This is a genomic window from Streptomyces sp. RKAG290 (assembly GCF_023701695.1).
In the GTDB taxonomy this organism is placed as follows: domain Bacteria; phylum Actinomycetota; class Actinomycetes; order Streptomycetales; family Streptomycetaceae; genus Streptomyces.
Genome location: NZ_JAJOZC010000001.1, coordinates 5360763 through 5379720, shown reverse-complemented (window position 1 = coordinate 5379720; position 18958 = coordinate 5360763). Strand labels below are relative to the sequence as shown.

Annotated in this window: 16 protein-coding genes and 2 pseudogenes; 5 read left to right on the top strand and 13 right to left on the bottom strand. The window is 72.6% G+C overall.

Annotated elements, in window-relative coordinates; translation table 11 throughout:
- Positions 1–76 precede the first annotated feature (76 nt).
- Genes LNW71_RS23710 through LNW71_RS23700 form a run of 3 tightly spaced genes read right to left on the bottom strand, consistent with a single transcriptional unit; the run spans position 77 to position 3076 of the window.
- A complete protein-coding gene (locus LNW71_RS23710; protein WP_250970071.1) occupies positions 77–1018 on the bottom strand; it encodes a 3-oxoacyl-ACP reductase in 942 nt (313 codons plus the stop codon).
- 49 nt (positions 1019–1067) lie between these two features.
- A complete protein-coding gene (locus LNW71_RS23705) occupies positions 1068–2144 on the bottom strand; it encodes a Zn-dependent alcohol dehydrogenase (protein WP_250970070.1) in 1077 nt (358 codons plus the stop codon).
- Positions 2145–2203: 59 nt separating this feature from the next.
- Positions 2204–3076: a MaoC/PaaZ C-terminal domain-containing protein gene (locus tag LNW71_RS23700; protein WP_250970069.1), complete on the bottom strand. Its 873-nt coding sequence runs from the start codon at positions 3074–3076 to the stop codon at positions 2204–2206.
- 317 nt (positions 3077–3393) lie between these two features.
- On the opposite strand from LNW71_RS23700, the gene LNW71_RS23695 reads away from it, so the two are divergent.
- From LNW71_RS23695 to LNW71_RS23685, 3 genes and pseudogenes are all read left to right on the top strand, one after another.
- The gene (locus LNW71_RS23695; protein WP_250970068.1) at positions 3394–4335 is read left to right on the top strand and encodes an ABC transporter ATP-binding protein; all 942 of its coding nucleotides are present in this window, start codon (positions 3394–3396) and stop codon (positions 4333–4335) included.
- A pseudogene (locus LNW71_RS23690) lies at positions 4335–5056 on the top strand (ABC transporter permease). Before LNW71_RS23695 ends, LNW71_RS23690 begins: the two are co-directional and overlap by 1 nt.
- Before the next feature lie 11 nt (positions 5057–5067).
- Positions 5068–6285 (top strand): sensor histidine kinase, encoded by a 1218-nt coding sequence (locus tag LNW71_RS23685; RefSeq protein WP_250970067.1) that lies wholly within the window; start codon positions 5068–5070, stop codon positions 6283–6285.
- Between the two features lie 156 nt (positions 6286–6441).
- On the opposite strand, the pseudogene LNW71_RS23680 reads toward LNW71_RS23685, so the two are convergent.
- The 5 genes and pseudogenes from LNW71_RS23680 to LNW71_RS23665 form a co-directional block, all read right to left on the bottom strand.
- Positions 6442–6764: pseudogene (locus LNW71_RS23680) on the bottom strand (ester cyclase); the annotation flags it as partial.
- A 76-nt stretch (positions 6765–6840) separates the two neighbouring features.
- Positions 6841–7398 (bottom strand): YceI family protein, encoded by a 558-nt coding sequence (locus tag LNW71_RS23675; protein WP_250970066.1) that lies wholly within the window; start codon positions 7396–7398, stop codon positions 6841–6843.
- 185 nt (positions 7399–7583) lie between these two features.
- Positions 7584–8315 (bottom strand): DUF6596 domain-containing protein, encoded by a 732-nt coding sequence (locus tag LNW71_RS36555; RefSeq protein ID WP_308294514.1) that lies wholly within the window; start codon positions 8313–8315, stop codon positions 7584–7586.
- The gene (locus tag LNW71_RS36550) at positions 8312–8740 is read right to left on the bottom strand and encodes a sigma factor (protein WP_308294513.1); all 429 of its coding nucleotides are present in this window, start codon (positions 8738–8740) and stop codon (positions 8312–8314) included. The genes LNW71_RS36555 and LNW71_RS36550 overlap by 4 nt, the downstream gene beginning before the upstream one ends.
- Before the next feature lie 2 nt (positions 8741–8742).
- Entirely contained in the window at positions 8743–9081 is a 339-nt protein-coding gene (locus tag LNW71_RS23665; protein ID WP_250970065.1) for a YciI family protein, read from the bottom strand.
- A 310-nt stretch (positions 9082–9391) separates the two neighbouring features.
- On the opposite strand from LNW71_RS23665, the gene LNW71_RS23660 reads away from it, so the two are divergent.
- Positions 9392–10024: a response regulator transcription factor gene (locus LNW71_RS23660; protein WP_250972121.1), complete on the top strand. Its 633-nt coding sequence runs from the start codon at positions 9392–9394 to the stop codon at positions 10022–10024.
- A gap of 121 nt (positions 10025–10145) precedes the next feature.
- Here LNW71_RS23660 and LNW71_RS23655 read toward each other — a convergent pair whose 3' ends face one another.
- The 3 genes from LNW71_RS23655 to LNW71_RS23645 all read right to left on the bottom strand — a co-directional run bounded on the left by LNW71_RS23655 (position 10146) and on the right by LNW71_RS23645 (position 15217).
- Positions 10146–11582, bottom strand: coding sequence for an MFS transporter (locus tag LNW71_RS23655; protein ID WP_250970064.1), 1437 nt, complete (start codon positions 11580–11582; stop codon positions 10146–10148).
- 111 nt (positions 11583–11693) lie between these two features.
- A complete protein-coding gene (locus LNW71_RS23650) occupies positions 11694–12890 on the bottom strand; it encodes a lipid-transfer protein (RefSeq protein WP_250972120.1) in 1197 nt (398 codons plus the stop codon).
- Positions 12891–12922: 32 nt separating this feature from the next.
- Positions 12923–15217, bottom strand: a complete 2295-nt coding sequence (locus tag LNW71_RS23645; RefSeq protein WP_250970063.1) for an acyl-CoA dehydrogenase — start codon at positions 15215–15217, stop codon at positions 12923–12925.
- Positions 15218–15476: 259 nt separating this feature from the next.
- Here LNW71_RS23645 and LNW71_RS23640 point away from each other — a divergent pair, with 259 nt between their 5' ends.
- On the top strand, positions 15477–17273 hold the full coding sequence (locus LNW71_RS23640; protein ID WP_250970062.1) for an MFS transporter: 1797 nt from the start codon (positions 15477–15479) through the stop codon (positions 17271–17273).
- Here the strand turns inward: LNW71_RS23640 and pepE are convergent.
- Complete coding sequence (pepE, locus tag LNW71_RS23635) at positions 17236–17964, bottom strand: dipeptidase PepE (protein ID WP_250970061.1); 729 nt, start codon at positions 17962–17964, stop codon at positions 17236–17238. The genes LNW71_RS23640 and pepE overlap by 38 nt on opposite strands.
- Positions 17965–17990: 26 nt before the next feature.
- Positions 17991–18818, bottom strand: a complete 828-nt coding sequence (locus tag LNW71_RS23630) for an IclR family transcriptional regulator (protein WP_250970060.1) — start codon at positions 18816–18818, stop codon at positions 17991–17993.
- Positions 18819–18958: the final 140 nt, after the last annotated feature.

The following is an 18958-nucleotide window of genomic DNA, read 5'->3' as shown; positions in this document are numbered from 1 at the left end:
GTAAATCAACGAGGGAGAGGAGGGCCCCCGCAGCCGGCCGGCTGCGGGGGCCTTCCTCTGTGCCACGGGAGTGCGGTCAGCCCCGCTTCAGGCCGAGCACCTCCGCCGCCGCGAACGTCTCGTTCGGCGGACGGTCCGCGTAGTACGGGGAGATCAGCTCGTCCAGCTCGTCGAAGGAGAACGTCTCCTTCGACGAGTCGAACTTCACCGCCACCCTGGGGCGTTCGACGACGGCGACCATCCCGCCGTGCACCACGAGCAGCTGCCCGTTGACCTTGGCGGCCGCCGGGGAGGCCAGATAGCCGACGAGCGGCGAGACGTGCTCGGGCGCGAGTGCGTCGAGCCGCCCGTCCCGCGGCTCCTGGAAGCCGGCGAAGACGTCCTCGGTCATCCGGGTCCTGGCCCGCGGGCAGATGGCGTTGGCGGTGACGCCGTACTTGGCCAGGGCCAGTGCGGTGGAAGTGGTCAGGCCGACGATGCCGCCCTTGGCCGCCGCGTAGTTGGGCTGGCCCGCCGAACCTGCCAGGAACGCCTCCGATGAGGTGTTGACGATCCGCCCGTAGACCGGGCCGCCGGCCTCCTTGGACCTCGACCGCCAGTGGGCGGCGGCGAAGCGCGTGGTGTTGAAGTGGCCCTTGAGGTGCACCCGTATCACCGAGTCCCACTCGTCCTCGGTCATCGAGAAGACCATCCGGTCGCGCAGGATGCCCGCGTTGTTGACCAGGACGTCCAGCCGGCCGTACGTCTCGACGGCCAGCTCCACCAGGGCTCGGGCCTGTTCGTGGTCGGACACGTCACCCAGGTGCGCGACGGCCCGCCCCCCGGCCGCCCGGATCTCCTCGGCGACCTCCTCGGCAGGGGCGGCGGACGCCTCGCCGGAGCCGTCGCGGCCCGGCTGCCCGTAGTCGTTGACGACGACGGCCGCGCCGAGGCGCGCCAGCTCCAGCGCTTCGGCGCGCCCGAGGCCGCGGCCGGCGCCGGTGACGATCGCGGACAGTCCGTCCAGGGGAAGTGACATCGGATCCGGGGTCCTCTCGGGAAAGGTCTTTCGTCTGGATCAGGCCGGGTCAGAGTTCGATGCAGGTGCGCAGCGACTCGCCGGTCCGCATCTGGTCGAGGGCGTCGTTGATGCCGTCGAGCCGCACCCGGTGGGTGATCATCGATTCGAGGTCGATGCGGCCGGCCCGCCAGAGCGCGATGGCCCGCTCGTACGACCGGAGCACGTCCCCTCCCCCGTACATGGAGGGCAGGATCCGCTTCTCGTCGAAGAACAGCTCGAACATGTTGACCTGGAAGTTGTCGTCCATGGCGCCCGCGCCGACGATGCAGAGGGTGCCGCCGCGCCGGGTGTGCTCGTACGCCGTGCGGGCCGTGGCCGACTTGCCGACCACCTCGAAGACGTAGTCGAAGCCCTCGCCGGCGGTGATCCGCTGCTTGGCGTCGGTGAACTCGTCGGGTGAGACCGCCTCGGTCGCGCCGAACCGCAGCGCCGCCTCGCGCCGGGAGGCCACCGGGTCCACGGCGACGATCTGGGCGGCTCCCTGCACCCTGGCGCCCTGGATGGTGGAGATGCCGACACCGCCGCAGCCGATCACGGCGACCGACGAACCGGCTTCCACCTTCGCGGTGTTGATGGCCGCGCCGAGGCCGGTGGTGACCCCGCAGCCGATCAGCGCGGCGATCTCGAACGGCACGTCGTCGGGGATCGGCACCGCGCAGCCCGCGCCGACGACGACCTCCTCGGTGAAGGTGCCGGTGCCCGCGAAGCCGAAGACATCGCCGCCGGGGCGCTTGAAGTTGGGGGTGCCCGCGTTCATGAATCCGGCCAGGCAGAGCTGGGTCTGGCCGCGCCGGCAGGACGGACACTCCCCGCACGCGGGCAGCCAGCAGACCAGTACCCGGTCCCCCGCGCTCAGCCCGCTCACCCCGTCACCGACGTCGACGACCTCTCCGGCGCCCTCGTGGCCGGGGATGAAGGGGGCGGGCTGCGGCAGCACCCCGCTCATCGCGGAGACGTCGGAGTGGCACAGCCCGGTGGCCCGGATCCGGAGCCTGACCTTGCCGGGGCCGAACCCCACCGCCTCGACGTCGTCGAGGACTTCGAGCTTGTCCTGGCCTATCTCGTGCAGTACGGCTGCGCGCATGGTGCGGCTCCCCTCACGGGCCTGTGGTCTCTTGGAGTTGGCGTCGGAAGTCCGGGAAATCAGGAGTGCTCGACGAGCGCGTCGGCGAGGACCGGAGCGTCGTCGCGTTCGGCGGCCGTCACCACGGCCTGGACGCGGCCGTCCCCGGCCCACATCCGGATGCGGAGGGTCTCGCCGGGGAACACGACCCCGGTGAACCGGGTGCGGTACGCGCCGATGCGGGCCACATCGCCGTCCAGCAGCGTGTCGGTCACCGCTTTGAGCGTCATGCCGTAGGTGCAGAGACCGTGCAGGATCGGCCGGTCGAAGCCGGCCAGCTTGGCGAACTCGGGGTCGGCGTGCAGCGGGTTCCAGTCCCCGGAGAGCCGGTAGAGCAGGGCCTGGTCCGCCCGCACCGGCCGCTCCACCACCCGGTCCGGCTCACGGTCGGGCAGGGCGAGCCGCTCCGAGGGCCCGCGCTCGCCGCCGAAGCCGCCCTCACCGCGCACGAAGATCTGCGAGTCGTTGGTCCACAGCGGGCCGTCCTCGTCGGCGGCCTCGGTGCGCAGCACGAGGACCGCCGCCTTGCCCTTGTCGTACACCGCGGCGACCCGGGAGGTCGAGACGGCGTTTCCCTTCACCGGAATCGGCCGGTGCAGGCGCACGGACTGGCCGCCGTGCAGCACGGCGGCCAGATCGACGTCGATCCCGGGCGCCGAGAGCCCGCCGACCACCGCGAGGCCTGCGCCCGCGACGGTGGCGAAGCTCGGCAGGACGTGGAGCCGGGACTCCAGGGTGTAGCGCAGCTCGTCCGGGTCGGTGGCGGCGTCGGGCCGGCCGGGGACCGTCCCCGCCCCGAGGCCCAGGTGGTAGAGCTGGACGTCCTTGTGGTCCCAGCTGATCGCGGTCGGGCGGGGTTCGGCGGCAACCGCCGCTGCGGCATCGATGGGCATGGGATCGCTGCTCCTTGGCGGTCGGTGGACCTCGGTACGCAAGCTGCCCCCCGACGGTGGGAGACCTCGGCGCGACCGTCCGCACCGTCGGCCGCACCGAGGTCGTGCGGGGACCGGAAGACCACGTCCGTTCTAGAACGCGTTCTAGCCGGTGGCCCTATGTATAACGCAGCTCCCAGCAGTTGTGAAGACTGCTGACATCGTGTCAGATACGGCTGCCGGCCCCCGGCCGTCCCCGCGCGCCAGGACATTTGTCACCGCCGAGTCCGTACATGCGCCCCTGCCCGCGAGCGGCCGGCGCTCCTAGCCTCGGATACATGAAGCAGACAACGGGGAACGGGGCCGCGGTGGTCTTCACCGGGGTGGTCAAGACCTTCGGCCGGGCCGGCCGGAGCGTGCGGGCCGTGGACGGGATCGGGCTGACCGTCGAGCGGGGCGAGACCGTCGCGCTGCTCGGCCGCAACGGCGCGGGCAAGTCCACCGCCATCAGCCTGCTGCTGGGACTGAACGAGCCGGACTCGGGCAGTGTGCGGGTGCTGGGCCGCTCCCCCGTGCAGGCGGTACGGGCCGGCCTGGTCGGCGCGATGCTCCAGGACGGGCGCCCCATCCAGCGGGTGACCGTCCGCGAACTGATCGCCTTCGTCGCCTCCACCTACCCGCGGCCGATGCCGGTCGCCGAGGCGCTGGCCCTGGCCGGTGTCGCGCAGTACGCGGACCGGCGGATCGACAAGCTCTCCGGCGGCCAGATCCAGCGGGTCCGGTTCGCCGTCGCCCTGGCCGGCAACCCGGAGCTCGTCGTGCTGGACGAGCCGACCGCGGCCCTGGACGTGGAGGCCCGGCACGCCTTCTGGGAATCCATGCGGGCCTATGCCCGGCGCGGCAACACGGTGCTCTTCTCCACCCACTACCTGGAGGAGGCCGACGGGAACGCCGACCGGATCGTCGTCATCGACCGGGGCCGGATCGTCGCGGACGGCAGCGGCGGGACCATCAAGGCCGCGGCGGGCCACAGCCTGGTCTCCTTCGACCTGGCCGGCCGGCCCACCGAGGGCCTCGGCCTGCTGCCCGGCGTCGTCACCGTCGAGGTCACCGGGGACCGGGCACTGCTGCACACCGACGACTCGGACGCCACCGTCATGGAGCTCGCCCGACTGGGCCTGGTCCAGGGCCTGCAGGTCTCCCCGGCCACGCTGGAGGCCGCCTTCCTGTCCCTCACCTCGCCGACAGCCGCTCCGCAGGACCAGAAGGAGACCGTCTGATGTTCCGCTACATCGTGCTGGAGATCCGCCGGACCCTGCGTGACGGGACCTTCCTCGTCTTCGGCACCGCGATGCCGGTGATGATGTACCTGATCTTCACCAACATAGGCGGCGGGGACGGCGTCGACGGCTGGAAGACCGCCTCCATGGTCGGCATGGCCGCGTACGGGGCGCTGGGCTCCGCCATGTCGATCGGTACGGGCGTCGCCTCCGACAAGTCCCTGGGCTGGCTCCAGCAGTTGCGGGTCTCCCCGCTCGCGCCTTCGCACGCGGTCGTGGGCCGTGCGATCAGCGGATCGGTGACCGTGCTGCCGACGATCCTGACGGTGCTGCTGGCCGGCGGACTGGTCAACGGGGTACGGATGGCGGCCTGGCAGTGGACCGTCCTGACCCTGCTGCTGTGGATCGGCGCCCTGCCCTTCACCCTGCTCGGTCTCGGCAACGGCTACCGGCTCACGCCGCAGGGCACCGGAGTCGTCAACGTCGCGTGCCTGATGGGCTTCGGCGTCGTCGGCGGGCTGTGGTTCCCGCTGGAGCTGCTCCCGGGTGGCTGGGTTCCCTCGGCAGGTTCACCCCGGCCAACCGGTTCGCCGACCTGGGCTGGGCAACCACCGACGGCCACGCACCTGGTGCGTCGACCATCTGCGTACTCTCCGGGTGGCTCCTGCTGTTCGGTGCGTACGCCGTGATCTCGTACCGTCGGTCCGCGAGGACCGTGTGACGGGAGCGAACATGTCGAGGATCGGATCACTGGCGCTGAGCAACCGGCGCCGCCGCCGGGCGCAGCGGCCGCGGCGTCCGGGGCCGCCCGGACCGTACGTCCTGCTGCCCTGGCTGCTGATGGGCCTGGGCGCCTTCTCCAACCTCTTCCAGGGCGAGACCTCCAGCCCGTGGGTCGGCGGTCTCGGCCTGCTCGCCTTCAACTCCCTTTACGTGTCGGTGGTGTTCCGGGGCTTCGACAAGCGCAAGCGCGAGAGCCCGGTGTCGTACGTGCTGCTGGCCGCGCTGGCAGCCGTCACCCTCGCCCTCGCGATCGGGTACGGCGGCAGCTGGCTGCTGTTCTTCCCGCTGCTCTCGCTGGCCTGCGGGACCATCCTGCGGCACCGCTGGCTGGCGGCGGGACTGCTCGGTCTCGCCGTGGTCGCGAGCCTCGTCGCGGTGTGGCGCGAGGACGGCACGTCGACCCCGTGGACGCTGGGATACGGCACCTTCATCTCCGGTGCGGTGACGGCCGCGCTCCTCACCCTGTCGGACACCGTGATGGAACTGCGCGCCACCCGGCAGGAGCTGGCCCGCACCGCCGTCGAGAAGGAGCGGCTGCGCTTCTCCCGCGACCTGCACGATCTGCTGGGCCACACGCTCTCCGTGATCGTCGTCAAGTCGGAGGCCGCGCGCAGGCTCGCGCCGCGCGACATGGACGCGGCGCTCCTCCAGGTCGCCGACATCGAGTCGGTCGGCCGGCAGGCGCTCACCGAGATCCGGGAGGCGGTCACCGGCTACCGCGAGGAGAGCCTGGCCACCGAACTCGACCGGGCCAGGTCCGCGCTGACCGCCGCCGGCATCGAGCCGTCCGTCCGGCGCTCGGGCCCGCCGCTCCCGCCGCAGACGGAGGCGCTGCTGGGCTGGGTGGCGCGGGAGGCCGTCACCAACGTCCTGCGCTACTCCACCGCCACCACCTGTGCGTTCGTGGTCGACGGCACCCAGGACCGGGTCCGGCTGACCGTCACCGACGACGGCCGCGGCCCCTCCGCGGACGGGCCGGCCACCCCGGGCGTCGGCGGCACCGGACTGAAGGGGCTCACCGAGCGCCTCGCGGCGGTCGGCGGCTCCCTGGAGGCGGGCCCGGGGCCGGCCGGCGGCTTCGTGGTCATCGCGGAGCTCCCGGTGGACGGGACCGGCGAGCAGGGCGAGGACGACGGCGCGGACCCGGCCTGCGCCGGGGACCGGTGAGCGCCCGCACCCGGGCCGGTGCGCGGGACGGGCGGGATCACGAAGGACCTGCGGGAACCAGGCCGAGCTGTCGCATCTGCGCCAGGACGTCGACGACCCCCAGATCTCGGCGATCCGGCCGCCGTCGAAGCGGACGACGAACATCTCGCCGTAGGCGACGGACCTCCCGGTCGGCGGGAGTCCCAGGTACTCGCCCCGGTGGGTCCCGGTGACCGTGTTCCGGTAGACGACCTTGTCCCCTCGGCGACCACGTCCTGGACGGCGACGTGCAGGTCGGGGAAGGCGCCAAGGAGCACCGTCCACACGTTCTTGAGTGCCTGCACCCCCGTCACCCCGCTGGGCACCGGCGCGTGGAACAGCACGTCCGGGTCGACGACCTCGTCGATCGTCCTCGCGATGCGGTCCGCGTCACCACTGTTCACGGCGTCGTGGAAACGGCTGAACGTTGCTTTGTTGCTTGCTGCCAGGGCTGTTGACATGTGAGGTCCTAGGTTCGACGGGAACATCGGGATGAGGTCGCCGCTCGTGGCGGCGGGGCGTGACCGGCGTCGGGGGTCACTCCTGGAGGACGGCCTCGATCTCAAGGCCGACCGACACCTTCTCGCCGACCACGAGGCCGGTGCCGTCCATCGCGATGTCGATGCCGAAGTCACGCCGGTTGATGCGGGCGGTGGCGGAGAAGGAGGCCCGCCGGCCGCCCGACGGGTCCGGGCCGAACCCCTTCACCGCCACGGCCAGCGGCACCTGCCGGGTGATCCCGTGAAACGTCAGCTCACCGTCGACGAACCAGCCCTCGCCGGTCCGGCGGATGCCGGTGGAGCGGTAGCTCATCGTCGGGTACTCCTCGACCTCGAAGTAGGCGGCGGAGCGGAGGTGGGCGTCACGCCGTTCGTTGCCGGTGTCGACGGACGCGAGGTCGATGGTCGCGGCGACCGACGAGCCCGGCGGGTCCTCGCCCGTGACGATCGTGACGTCGTGGCCGGTGAACCGGCCACGCACCTTGCTGACCAGCACCTGCCGGACGGAGAAGGTGATCTCGCAGCGCGCCGGGTCGGCCTTCCAGGTGCCGGCCAGGTATCCCGGGATCGTGGGGGTCGCGGGGGTGGGGTTCATGGCTTCCTCCATCGCTGTGGTGTACGCGGCCGGGCCGGCGGTACGGGCCCGGCGCGGGTGCGGACGGCGCGCACGACGCCCTGGTCCGGCCGTCGGCGGGCAACCGCCACGGGCCGGTCCGGGCACGTACGTCCGTCCCTCACACCGGAGCGACGAACGGGCACCCGCCATGGGGACAGCCCCGCTCAGAAATGTTCGAGCCGCCGGGTCAGAAAGCGCCGCTCGGGTGCCGTGGTGGACAGCGCGAGCGCCCGCCGGTACGCGGCCCGGGCCTCGGCGGGCCGGCCCAGCCGCCGCAGCAGTTCGCCGCGGGTCGAGTGGAAGTAGAGGTAGCCGTCCAGGTCGAGGCGGTCGACGGCGAGCAGCGCCGCGGCGGGATCGCCGGCCTGGGCGACCGCGACGGCGCGGTTGAGTTCGACCACCGGGGAGCCGGTGAGCTCGACCAGCCGCCGGTACAGCCCGGCGACCCTGTGCCAGTCGATCGGCTCCCGCGTCTGCATGGACGCGATGACGGCCTGGACCACATAGGGCCCGCGCCCGCCCAGCGCGTACGCCCGGTCGAGCACCGCCCGCCCGGCCGCGATCCGGCGCATGTCCCACAGCGAGCGGTCCTGGTCGTCGAGCAGCACGAGGTCCTCGCCGTCGAACCGGGCCAGCCGCCTGGCGTGGTGGATCATCATCAGCGCCAGCAGCCCGTGCACCTCCGCCTCGTCCGGCATGAGCGCGGCGAGCACCTGCCCCAGGCGGATCGCTTCGGCGCCGAGGTCGACCCGGCCGCGGTAGCCCTCGTTGTAGATCAGGTAGACCACGGCGAGCACCGCGTCGAGGCGGTCGGGCAGCAAGTGCGCGCCAGGAACCGCGAACGGGATCCCGGTCGCCTTGATCTTGTTCTTGGCGCGCGACAGCCGTCGCTTCATCGTCTCCTCGGAGACCAGGAACGCCCGCGCGATCTCGGCGGTCCCCAGACCCCCAGGGCCCGCAGCGTGAGCGCCACCTGCCCCTCCAGCGGCAGCGCCGGGTGGCAGCAGGTGAAGATCAGCTCCAGCCGTTCGTCCTTGATCACGGTGTCGTCGGACTCCTCCATGACGGTCTCGGGTACCGACAGCAGGTGGACCTTCCCGGCCAGCGTGCGCTCGCGGCGGATCCGGTCGATCGCCCGGTTGCGGGCCGTCGTCACCAGCCACGCCCCCGGATTGGCCGGCACTCCCGCCTCGGGCCAGCGCTGCGCCGCGACCGCGAACGCCTCCTGCGCGGCGTCCTCGGCCCGGTCGAAGTCACCGAGGAACCCGACGAGCGAGGCCAGCACCCGGCCCCACTCGTCCCGGAATACCTCCTCCAGCACGCTCAGCGCGGCACCACCGGCCTGATCTCGACAGCGCCACCGAGCCGGGCGGCCGGGATACGCGCCGCCATCTCGATCGCCTCGTCCAGATCGGCGGCCTCGATCAGACAGAAGCCCCCGAGCACCTCCTTGGTGTCCGCGAACGGGCCGTCGGTCATCAGCGTCCGCCCTCCGGCCACGCGCACGCTGGTCGCCGTCTCGGCAGGCTGCAGCTGCCCGGCCCCGACGCACCGCGGATCATCGGCCAGCGCCAGGTACTCGGCGTACGCCGCCTCCCGCTCGACGTCCGACAGCGCCTCGTCCTGGTCGGGCGCGGTGTAGATCATCAGGGCGTACTGCATCGCGGCCTCCGGGGTCAGTGGGCTCCCAGTCGGTGAGCTCCCACCTTCACAACGAACGAGCGGCGGCGCGGGGGACACCGCCGGGTGCACGGATTCGCGAGATTCTCACGGGACCGGGCAGGGGGCAACCGGAGGTACGCCGCCGGCCGCCTTCCGCGCGTCGGCTGCCGGGTGCCGTCGACACGCTCCTCAACAGGCCGTCCGCCCTGGGGTCTTTCGTTCGGATCATGCCGGGCTCGCGTGCCCCGGCACCGCTCCCTGACCCGGCCTGATCCAGACGAAAGACCCTAATCTGTTCTCCGTGAACGAGATGCCGCAGGATCATCGGCCGGTCAAGTCCGTACGAGTGCTGCTCGCCGAGGACCAGGGCATGATGCGGGGCGCGCTCGCGCTGCTGCTCGGACTGGAGCCGGACATCGAGGTGGTGGCCCAGGTGGGGGCGGGCGACGAGATCGTGGCCGCCGCGATGACGTCCCGGCCCGATGTGGCGCTCCTGGACATCGAGCTCCCGGGGCGCAGCGGGCTGGACGCCGCCGCCGATCTGCGCGAGGAGGTGCCGGACTGCCGGGTGCTGATCCTCACCACCTTCGGCCGGCCCGGCTATCTGCGGCGCGCGATGGAGGCGGGAGCGGCCGGGTTCCTGGTCAAGGACGGGCCGGTCGAGGAGCTGGCGGCGGCGATCCGCCGGGTGCTGGCCGGTGAGACCGTCGTCGACCCGGCGCTGGCCGCCGCCGCGCTGGGCGCGGGCCCCAGCCCGCTGACCGCCCGGGAGCGTGATGCGCTGGTCGCCTCGGTGGACGGGGCGACGGTCGCCGACATCGCGCGGAAGCTGCACCTGTCGGAGTCGACGGTACGCAACTACCTCTCGTCGGCGATCGGCAAGACGGGTACCCGCAACCGGATGGAGGCGGTCCGGGCCGCACGGCAGCAGGGGTGGCTCTGAGGGAGGGCGGCCGCACGGCAGTAGGACTGCTGCCCTGGCCGCACGGCAGCAGGACTGCCGCGAGTCCACCCCCGTAGCAGCGGCCGGACGGGCCGGTCCCGCCTCCGGGCCGGCGCGGACCTCAGCGCTGCACCGACCGGTGGCGCGGCAGCCAGAGGATCATCAGCAGCAGGCCGGCGAGCAGCACCGAGCCCGCCGTGCGGAAGGCCAGGGCGTAGCCGGCCGTGAGGTCCACCGGATTCGCTGCGCCGTCCGTGCGGGCCGCGGCGACCGTGGAGAGCACCGCAAGACCGAGGGCGCCGCCCATGGTGCGGGAGGTGTTGACCAGACCGGAGACCAGGCCGGCTTCGCCGGGGGCGGCGCCCGAGGTGGCGAGGGCCGCGAGCGGGGTGGATGCCAGGCCGGCGCCCGCCATCATCAGCAGGCCGGGCAGGCAGACCGCGGTGAGGTAGGAGCCGTCGGCCGTCATCGTGGACTGCCAGCCGAAGCCCGCGGCGGCGACCACTGTCCCAATGAGGGCGAGGTTCTTCGCACCGACGCGGGCCATGAGGCGCGGGGCGCACTTGGAGCCGACCACGATGGCCACCGAGGTGGGCATCAGGGCGAGGCCGGCCTGCAACGCGGTGTAGTCCAGCACGTTCTGCGCGTACACGGTCATGAAGTACCACATGGAGAACGTCGCCGAGCCCATCACGAACATCGCGGCGTTCGCCGAAGCCACCGCCCGTGTCCCGAGCACCCGCAGCGGCATCAACGGCTGCGCCGTACGGGCCTCCACCAGGACGAACAGGGCGAGCAGCGCCAGTCCGCCCAGCAGCGGCAGCAGGGTCGAGGCGGCGGCCCAGCCGGACTCCTCGGTCTGCACGATGCCGTACGCGACGGAGGCCAGGCCCGACGTGACGAGCACCGCGCCCAGGATGTCGAGACGGCTCCGCCCGCCGCCCCGGCCCTCGGCGAGCCAGAGCGCGGCGCCGGTCAGCACGAGCACACCGACCGGCACGTTGATGAGCAGGACCCAGCGCCAGGAGATCGCGTCGGTGAGCACTCCGCCGATCAGTCCGCCGGTCGCACCGCCGCCCGCGCCGACCGCCATCCAGGTGCCGATGGCCCTGGTCCTGGCGGGTCCCTCGGGAACGACCGCGGTGAGGAGGGTGAGGGTGGCGGGGGCGAGCACCGCGGCGCCGAGCCCCTGCGCGGCGCGGGCCGCGAGCAACTGCCAGCCCTCCTGGGCCAGTCCGCCGGCCAGGGAGGCGGCGGTGAACAGCCCGAGGCCGACGAGGAACATCCGCTTGCGGCCGTAGAGATCGGCCGCCCGCCCGCCGAGCAGCATGAATCCGGCGAACGCGATCGAGTAGGCGTTGAGCACCCACTGCAGTCCGGCGGCGCTCAGCCCGAGGTCGGTGCGCATGGAGGGGAGCGCCACGTTGACGACGGACACATCGAGCACGACGAGGAACTGCCCGACGCAGGCGGCGAGCACCACTGCCCAGGTGCGGGTGCGGGTGCGGGGCCGGTCGGTACGGCGTGCGGGCGTCGAGACGTCAACCATGGGCGTCATACTCGCAGCCGCCCCGCACCCCGTACATCGGTTTCCGGACCGTACTCGCCTCGGTCCAGCGGCGTAGGGCCCGGGACTCCACCGGCGCCCCACCGGGGCCCCACCGGGGCCTCAGCGGCGCAGGAGCGTCACCACCGCCGCACCGCCGAGACCGATGTTGTGGGCGAGCCCGGTGCGGGCCCCGGTCACCTGCCGGGCGCCCGCCTCGCCCCTGAGCTGCCAGGTGAGTTCGGCGGCCTGGGCGATCCCGGTGGCGCCGAGCGGATGCCCCTTGGAGATCAGCCCGCCGGAGGGGTTGACCACCCAGCGGCCGCCGTACGTGGTGGCGCCCGACGCGACCAGCGCCCCGGACTCGCCCTCGCCGCACAGGCCGAGCGCCTCGTAGGTGAGGAGTTCGTTGATGGAGAAGCAGTCGTGGAGTTCGATGACGTCGAGATCGTCGGCGCAGAGTCCGGAGGCCGCGTACACCTGCTGGGCCGCGGCGCGCGACATGGGCAGTCCCACCGCGTCGATGCAGGTGCCGGAGGCGAAGGAGTCCTCCGTGTCGGTCGTCATGGCCTGGGCGACGATCTCGACGGCCTGCCCGCCGAGCCCGTGCCGGTCGACGAAGCGCTCCGACACGACGACGGCCGCGGCGGCCCCGTCGGAGGTCGGCGAGCACTGCAGCCTGGTCAGCGGGCGGTGGACGGACTTGGCGGCGAGGACCTCATCGACCGTGTACGGGTCCTGGAACTGGGCGTTCGGGTTGTCCGCCGAGTGGCGGTGGTTCTTGGCGGCGACGGCGGCGAGCTGCGCCTCGGTGGTGCCGTAGCGCTCCATGTGCTCCCGGGCCGCGTTGCCGAAGATCTGGGCGGTGGGCGGGGTCATCTCGAAGCCGTGGGCCGCGGCCATGATCCCGTAGTGCCGGGCGACCGGGGACGTCTTGAAGTCCCCCGCGCCGCCGTCGGAGCCGCCGCCGCCCAGTGATCCTCGCGCCATCTTCTCGAAGCCGAGCGCGAGGACGCAGTCGCTGCCGCCGCCCTCGACGAACTGCCGGGCCATCATCAGGGCGGTGGAGCCGGTGGCGCAGTTGTTGTTGACGTTGTAGACGGGCACCCCGGTCAGGCCCAGCCCGTACACGGCGCGCTGCCCGGCGGTGGAGGCCTGGAAGCAGTAGCCCACGGCGGCCTGCTGGACGTCCGGGTACGCGACGCGGGCATCGGCGAGCGCGGCCGTCCCGGCCTCCTTCGCCATGTCCCAGTACTGCCAGTCGCGGGTCTCCGGCTTCTCGAACTTCGTCATCCCGACGCCGACGATGTACGACCTCATGGCCTTCGCTGCCCTCATGGTGGGGTGTCCTCTCAGTCCCTCGGCAGGCCGAGGATGCGCTCGGCGACGACATTGAGCTGAACCTGGGTGGTGCCGCCCGCGATGGTGAGGCAGCGCGACATCAGGAACCCGTGCACGGCCCGTTCCCCGGCGCCCTCGGCCACCGCACCGGCGGGGCCGAGGAGTTCGAGGGCGAGTTCGGCGACCTTCTGCTGGTGGACGGTCTGGACGAGTTTGCGCACCGAGGCGCCGGCGCCGGGCTCCAGTCCGGAGACCTGCTGCAGCGTGGTGCGCAGCCCGATGCAGGCCAGCGCGTGGGCCTCGGCGGCGAGCGCCCCGATCCGGGCCCGGCAGGCGTCGTCGAGTGCGGCGGCGCGCTCGATCAGGGCCTCCAGGCCGGTGTCGAAGGCCATCTGGTCGGCCATGTGGACGCGTTCGTTGCCCAGGGTGTTGCGGGCGACCTGCCAGCCGCCGTCCGGCTCGCCCACGAGGGCGTCGTGGGGCAGCAGGACGTCGTCGAAGTACACCTCGTTGAAGAGGGAGTCGCCGGTGATCTCCTTCAGCGGGCGGATGTCGATGCCCTCGGTGTTCTTCATGTCCACGAGGAAGTAGCCGAGTCCGCGGTGCTTGGGGGCGTCCGGGTCGGTCCTGGCGAGGAGGATGCCGTGGTCGGCCCACTGGGCGGCGCTCGTCCACACCTTCTGGCCGCTGATCCGCCAGCCCTCCGGGGTCCGCTCGGCCCGGGTGCGCAGCGAGGCGAGGTCCGAGCCGGCGCCGGGTTCGGAGAACAGCTGGCACCACAGGAGTTCGCCGCGCAGCGTCGGCAGGAGGTAGCGGTCCTGCTGCTCGGGCGTCCCGTGTGCGAGGAGGGAGGGCACCACCCAGGTGGCGATGGAGAGGTCGCTCAGCTTCACCCCCTGCTCACGCAACTCCTGTTGTACGACCAGTTGTTGTACGGGGCCCGCGCCCAGTCCGTAGGGTGCGGGCAGATGCGGGGCCGCGTAGCCGGTGGGCGCGAGGGCGCGGCGGGCCGCCCCCGGTTCGAGGCCCCGGGCGGCGGCGACGGCCTCGCGGGCCGCCGTGCGGTAGGCGGCCGCCCCGGCCGGGAGCTCCAGGGTGAGCTCACGCCTGGCACCCGCACCGGCCAGCCGGACGGCCCGCAGCCGGTGGACGTCCCCGGCCCCCAGCAGCTGCCGCGCCACCAGGGCCCGGCGCAGATACAGATGGGCGTCGTGCTCCCAGGTGAAGCCGATGCCGCCGAGGATCTGGATGGCGTCCTTGGCGCAGCTGTACGCGGCGTCCAGGGCGGTCGCCGCGGCGAGGGCCGCGGTCATGCCCCGTGTCTCCGGGGGCTCCCCGGCCGCACGGGCGGCGTCCCAGGCGAGCGCGCGGGCCTGTTCGACGCGTACGAGCATGTCGGCGCAGAGGTGCTTGACGCCCTGGAACTGTCCGATGGGGCGGCCGAACTGTTCGCGGACCTTGGCGTGTTCGGTCGCGGTCTCCAGCGATCGGGCCGCGGTGCCGCACGCCTCGGCGGCGAGCAGGACGGCGGCGAGGTCGCTCACGAGCGCGGAGCCGATGGGCAGCAGGCGCCCGGCGGGGACCAGGACACCCGCGGCCCTGACCTCGGCGGTGGGCCGGGTCGGGTCGGCGCTGCGGTGCGGGCGCACGGCCAGCCCCGGCGTGGTGGTGTCGACGGCGAACCAGCGGGTGCCGGCGGCCGAGGCGGCGGGGAGCAGCAGCAGGTCGGCCCCGGCTGCGGACAGCACCGGTGGCAGCTCCCCGTCGAGCAGGTACCCGTCCCCCTCCTCGACGGCGGTGAGGCCGCCGGGGGCGAGGGCGACGGCGCCGATGCGCCGGCCCGCGGCGAGGTCCCGCACCAGCGCGTCCGTCCCCGGGGAACGCGGGACCTCAGCCGCCGCCCCCCGGGTGCGCGGCACATCCCCCTCCGCCTGCGGACCGGGCGGCGCGCCCCCTTCCCTCTCCGGCGTGTGTGACTTGGCGGCCGCCGTCCCGGAGGCGTGCAGCACGGCCGCGGCGAGGGTGCTCGCCAGGTAGGGGCCGGGGAACGCGGCCCGTCCCGCCTCTTCGAGGACGACCGCCAGGTCGGGCAGGCCGCCGCCCCCGCCCCCGTCCTCCTGCGGCAGATGGATGCCGAGCAGCCCCTGTTCCGCCAGCCCGTCCCAGTAGGCAGGGCGTGCGCCGGTGCCAGCAGGGGCGTCCGCGTCGAGCAGTTTCCGTATTTCCCCGGTCGGCGCCGCGCGCGAGAACCACCCCCGCACGGCCTGCGCGAGCTCCCTGTGTTCTTCGGTGATTCCGATGCCCATGCGGATCCTCGCCGGTCGCAGCCACTGGAACGGCGCAAGAGTAGAACACGTTTCAATCTGACGGAAGGTCAGATGGGTGTCTGTTTCCGGACCGGCCCGCGGTCCCGGTCGCGACTGTGTCCTGTTCGCACCCGTTCAGCGGAATACCTCGGAGACCCGGAAGGTTTCACCGTGCACACACTTGGCGGTCAGTGCCGTCCGCCGCACGACCCGCACCCCCGCCCACCCCTCCCTCTTCCGCTGCCCGGAGGCCGCACGTATGCCACAGACGACGCACGACCAGCAGTCCGCGGAGCTCCCTGATCCGCGGATGTCGAAGGCGGGCAAGGGGATCGTCCCCGTCCTCGCCTTCGCGGGTATCACCGTGGCGGTGATGCAGACCCTGCTCGTCCCCGTCATCAAGGACCTGCCCGCCCTTCTGCACACCGACCCGTCCAACGCCACCTGGGTGATGACGGCGACACTGCTCGCCGGAGCCGTCTCCACCCCGATCATGGGGCGGCTCGGCGACCTCAACGGCAAGCGGAAGATGCTGCTGGCCAGCCTCGCCGTGATGGTGATCGGCTCCCTGATATGCGCCTTCACCGACGATCTCGTGATCATGATCGTCGGCCGCGCGCTCCAGGGCTTCGCCATGGGCGCCATCCCGCTGGGCATCGGCATCATGCGCGACGAGCTGCCGCGCGAGAAGCTCGGCTCGGCGATGGCCCTGATGAGCTCCTCGATCGGCGTGGGCGGCGGACTCGCGCTGCCCGCCGCCGCGCTGGTCGCCCAGCACACCGACTGGCACACCCTCTTCTTCGGCTCGGCCGGCCTCGGCGTGCTGGCCATGGGGCTGACCGTGCTGGCCGTGCCCGAGACCTCGCTGCGGGCCCCCGGCCGGTTCGACGTCACCGGCGCGCTCGGCCTCTCGGCCGGCCTGGTCCTCCTGCTGCTGCCCATCACCAAGGGCAGCGACTGGGGCTGGACCTCGGGCACCACGCTCGGACTGATCGCCGCCGCCCTGGTCGTGCTGGTGCTGTGGGGCGTGTTCGAGCTGCGCAGTGAAGCGCCACTGGTCGATCTGCGCACCACCGCCCGCCGCGAGGTGCTGCTCACCAACCTCGCCTCGATCATGGTCGGGGTCGCCTTCTACGCCGTCTCGCTGGTCCTGCCGCAGCTGCTCCAACTGCCGACGTCCACCGGCTACGGCCTCGGCCAGTCGATGGTGGTCGCCGGACTGTGCGTGGCGCCGCTGGGCCTGACCATGATGCTCGTCGCCCCGCTGTACGCCCGGCTGTCCGCCCGGTACGGCCCCAAGGTCTCGCTGATGCTCGGCATGCTGATCATCGCGATCGGCTACGGGGCCGGGCTCGGCCTGATGAGCGCCGCCTGGCAGACCATCGTGATCGCGGTTCTGCTCGGGGCCGGCATCGGACTCGCGTACTCCTCGCTGCCCGCCCTGATCATCGGGGCGGTCGACGCCTCCGAGACGGGTGCGGCCAACGGGCTGAACACCCTGATGCGCTCGATCGGCACCTCGGTGTCGAGCGCGGTGATCGGCATGGTGCTGGCGAACACCTCGAAGCAGATGGGGCCGGTCGCGGTGCCCAGCATGGAGGGGTTCCGGACCTCGTTCATGATCGCGACGGCTGCGGTGCTGGTCGGTCTGGTGCTGGCGGCGTTCCTGCCGTCGCAGCGGGCCGCGGCCGCACCGGTCCTGCTGGCGAGCAGCGCGGGCGACGCACTGGCCCAGGAGACTCCTGCCCCGCTCCCGCTCCCCGCTTCCGGCGGCTTCCGCGGCCGGGTGCTGGAGGCCGACGGGACGCCGGTGGCCGGCGCCAACGTCACCCTGATCGACCGGCAGGGCCGGCAGGCCGGGCTGACCACGACGGACGCGGCGGGCCGCTACACGCTCGCCGCCCCGGCCGGCGGCAGCTTCGTGCTGGCCGGATCGGCCGCCGGATACGCGCCGCGCGCCTACCCGGCGGCGCACCCGGCGAGCGGGCGGCCCGCCGAGACCGACCTGGTGCTGACGGTCAGCGCACCGGCGCGTCGAACCTCGGTGCGGTCGTGAGCAGATGAGAGACGTCCGTCCCCGCCGGGAGCTCCTGCGGCTGCGCGCCGCGGGTGAACAGCCGGGCGGGGCGGGCGCCCTGGACCCGGGCCTGGCGCCCGTTGACCCGCAGCCATGACCCCTCGCGCAGGCCGAGCACCGGTACGTCGTTCTCCTCCAGGAACTCGGTGAGCCGTTCCTCGCGGGTCTCGCCCTTGTGGGTGCTGTCCGGGTCCGGGTCCAGATAGTGCGGGTTGATCTGGAACGGGACCAGGCCGAGCGTCTCGAAGGACGGCGGTTGCACGATGGGCATGTCGTTGGTGGTGCGCAGGGTGGGCGCCGCCATGTTCGTCCCCGCGCTGGCTCCCATGTACGGGAGTCCGTCGCGCACCGCCCCGATCACGGCGTCGCGCAGACCGGTCCTGTACAGCGCGCCGAGCAGCCGGAAGGAATTGCCGCCGCCGATGAACACCGCGTCGGCAGAAGCGAGTTCGGCGACCGGGTCGGCGTTCTCGTGAACGCCTCGGACGCTGATGCCGGCCGGTTCGAGGGCGTCCCGGACGCGCGCGGTGTACGTGGCGTAGTCGGCGAGCGCGTAGGGGACGAACGCCAGCCGGGCGCCGGCGGGCAGGAACGCCGCGACCGTGTCGAGGGCGTGTTCCAGGTAACCGCAGCCGTGCTGGGTGGAGTTGGAGAGCAGGAGCAGATTCACGGGGTTCCTCTTGGGTTCTCTTCGGGTCAGGCCGCGCGGGTGCGGCGGGTCTTGGGCTTCGGGCGCTGGGGCGGGTGGGTGAGGCGCTTCTCCAGCAGTTCGGCCGCCTGCCGCAGCGCGTCCAGCCGGTTCTCCGGCGCCCCCTGGAACTGTTCCTCCGCGCCGCCCAGACTGAGACTTCCGTACGGTTCGCGTCCGAGGAAGACCGGTACGGCAACGGTCGCGACGCCGGTGTCGTACTCGCCGACCGTCCACGCGTACCCCTGGGCGCGGACCTTCAGCAACTCCTGCTCCAGCAGATCCGGATCGGTGACGGTCCGGTCGGTGAACCGGGCCATCGGGCGCCCCCGGAAGAGCCGGTGGCGCTGCTCGTCCGGCAGGTAGGCGTAGAAAGACTTGCTGGTCGCCCCGGCGTGCGCCGGGTAGAGCTCACCGACCAGCGGGTAGTAGCGCAGCGGCCCGGTCTCGCCCTCCTCGGCGGCCACGCACCGCATGTGGAAGCTGTCCGGCAGGCAGAACAGCACGGTGTCACCGGTGGCCCTGCGCAGCTCCTCCAGGACCGGCCCGGCCAGCAGCTCCAGCGAACCCGAGCGCTCCCAGAGCCTGCCCAGCCGCAGCACGGCGGGTCCGATGCGGTAGCGGCGGGTGGCCGGGTCGGAGACCAGGAAGCCGCGGCCCGCGAGGGTGGCGAGCAGCCGCTGGGCCACCGAGGTGTCCCAGCCGAACTCCTCGGCGACCTCGGTGACGCCCCAGTCGGGTCGGGTCCGCTCGAACGCGAGCAGCACGAGGAGCGCCCGGTCGACGGTTTGCAGGGCCCCGGCTGGGGTGCGCCGGTCCAGATCGAAGTCCGCCATTCATCTCACCATTCAGACCTGAATTGCAAATAACGGGAAACAGTTGCGTTCAACGCTATCCGATCCCGAATCTGCTCTCAGCACCCCGTCCGGCGTCCCACTCCCTGCCGGGCGCCGGACGGGTGTGACGGATGCGCGAG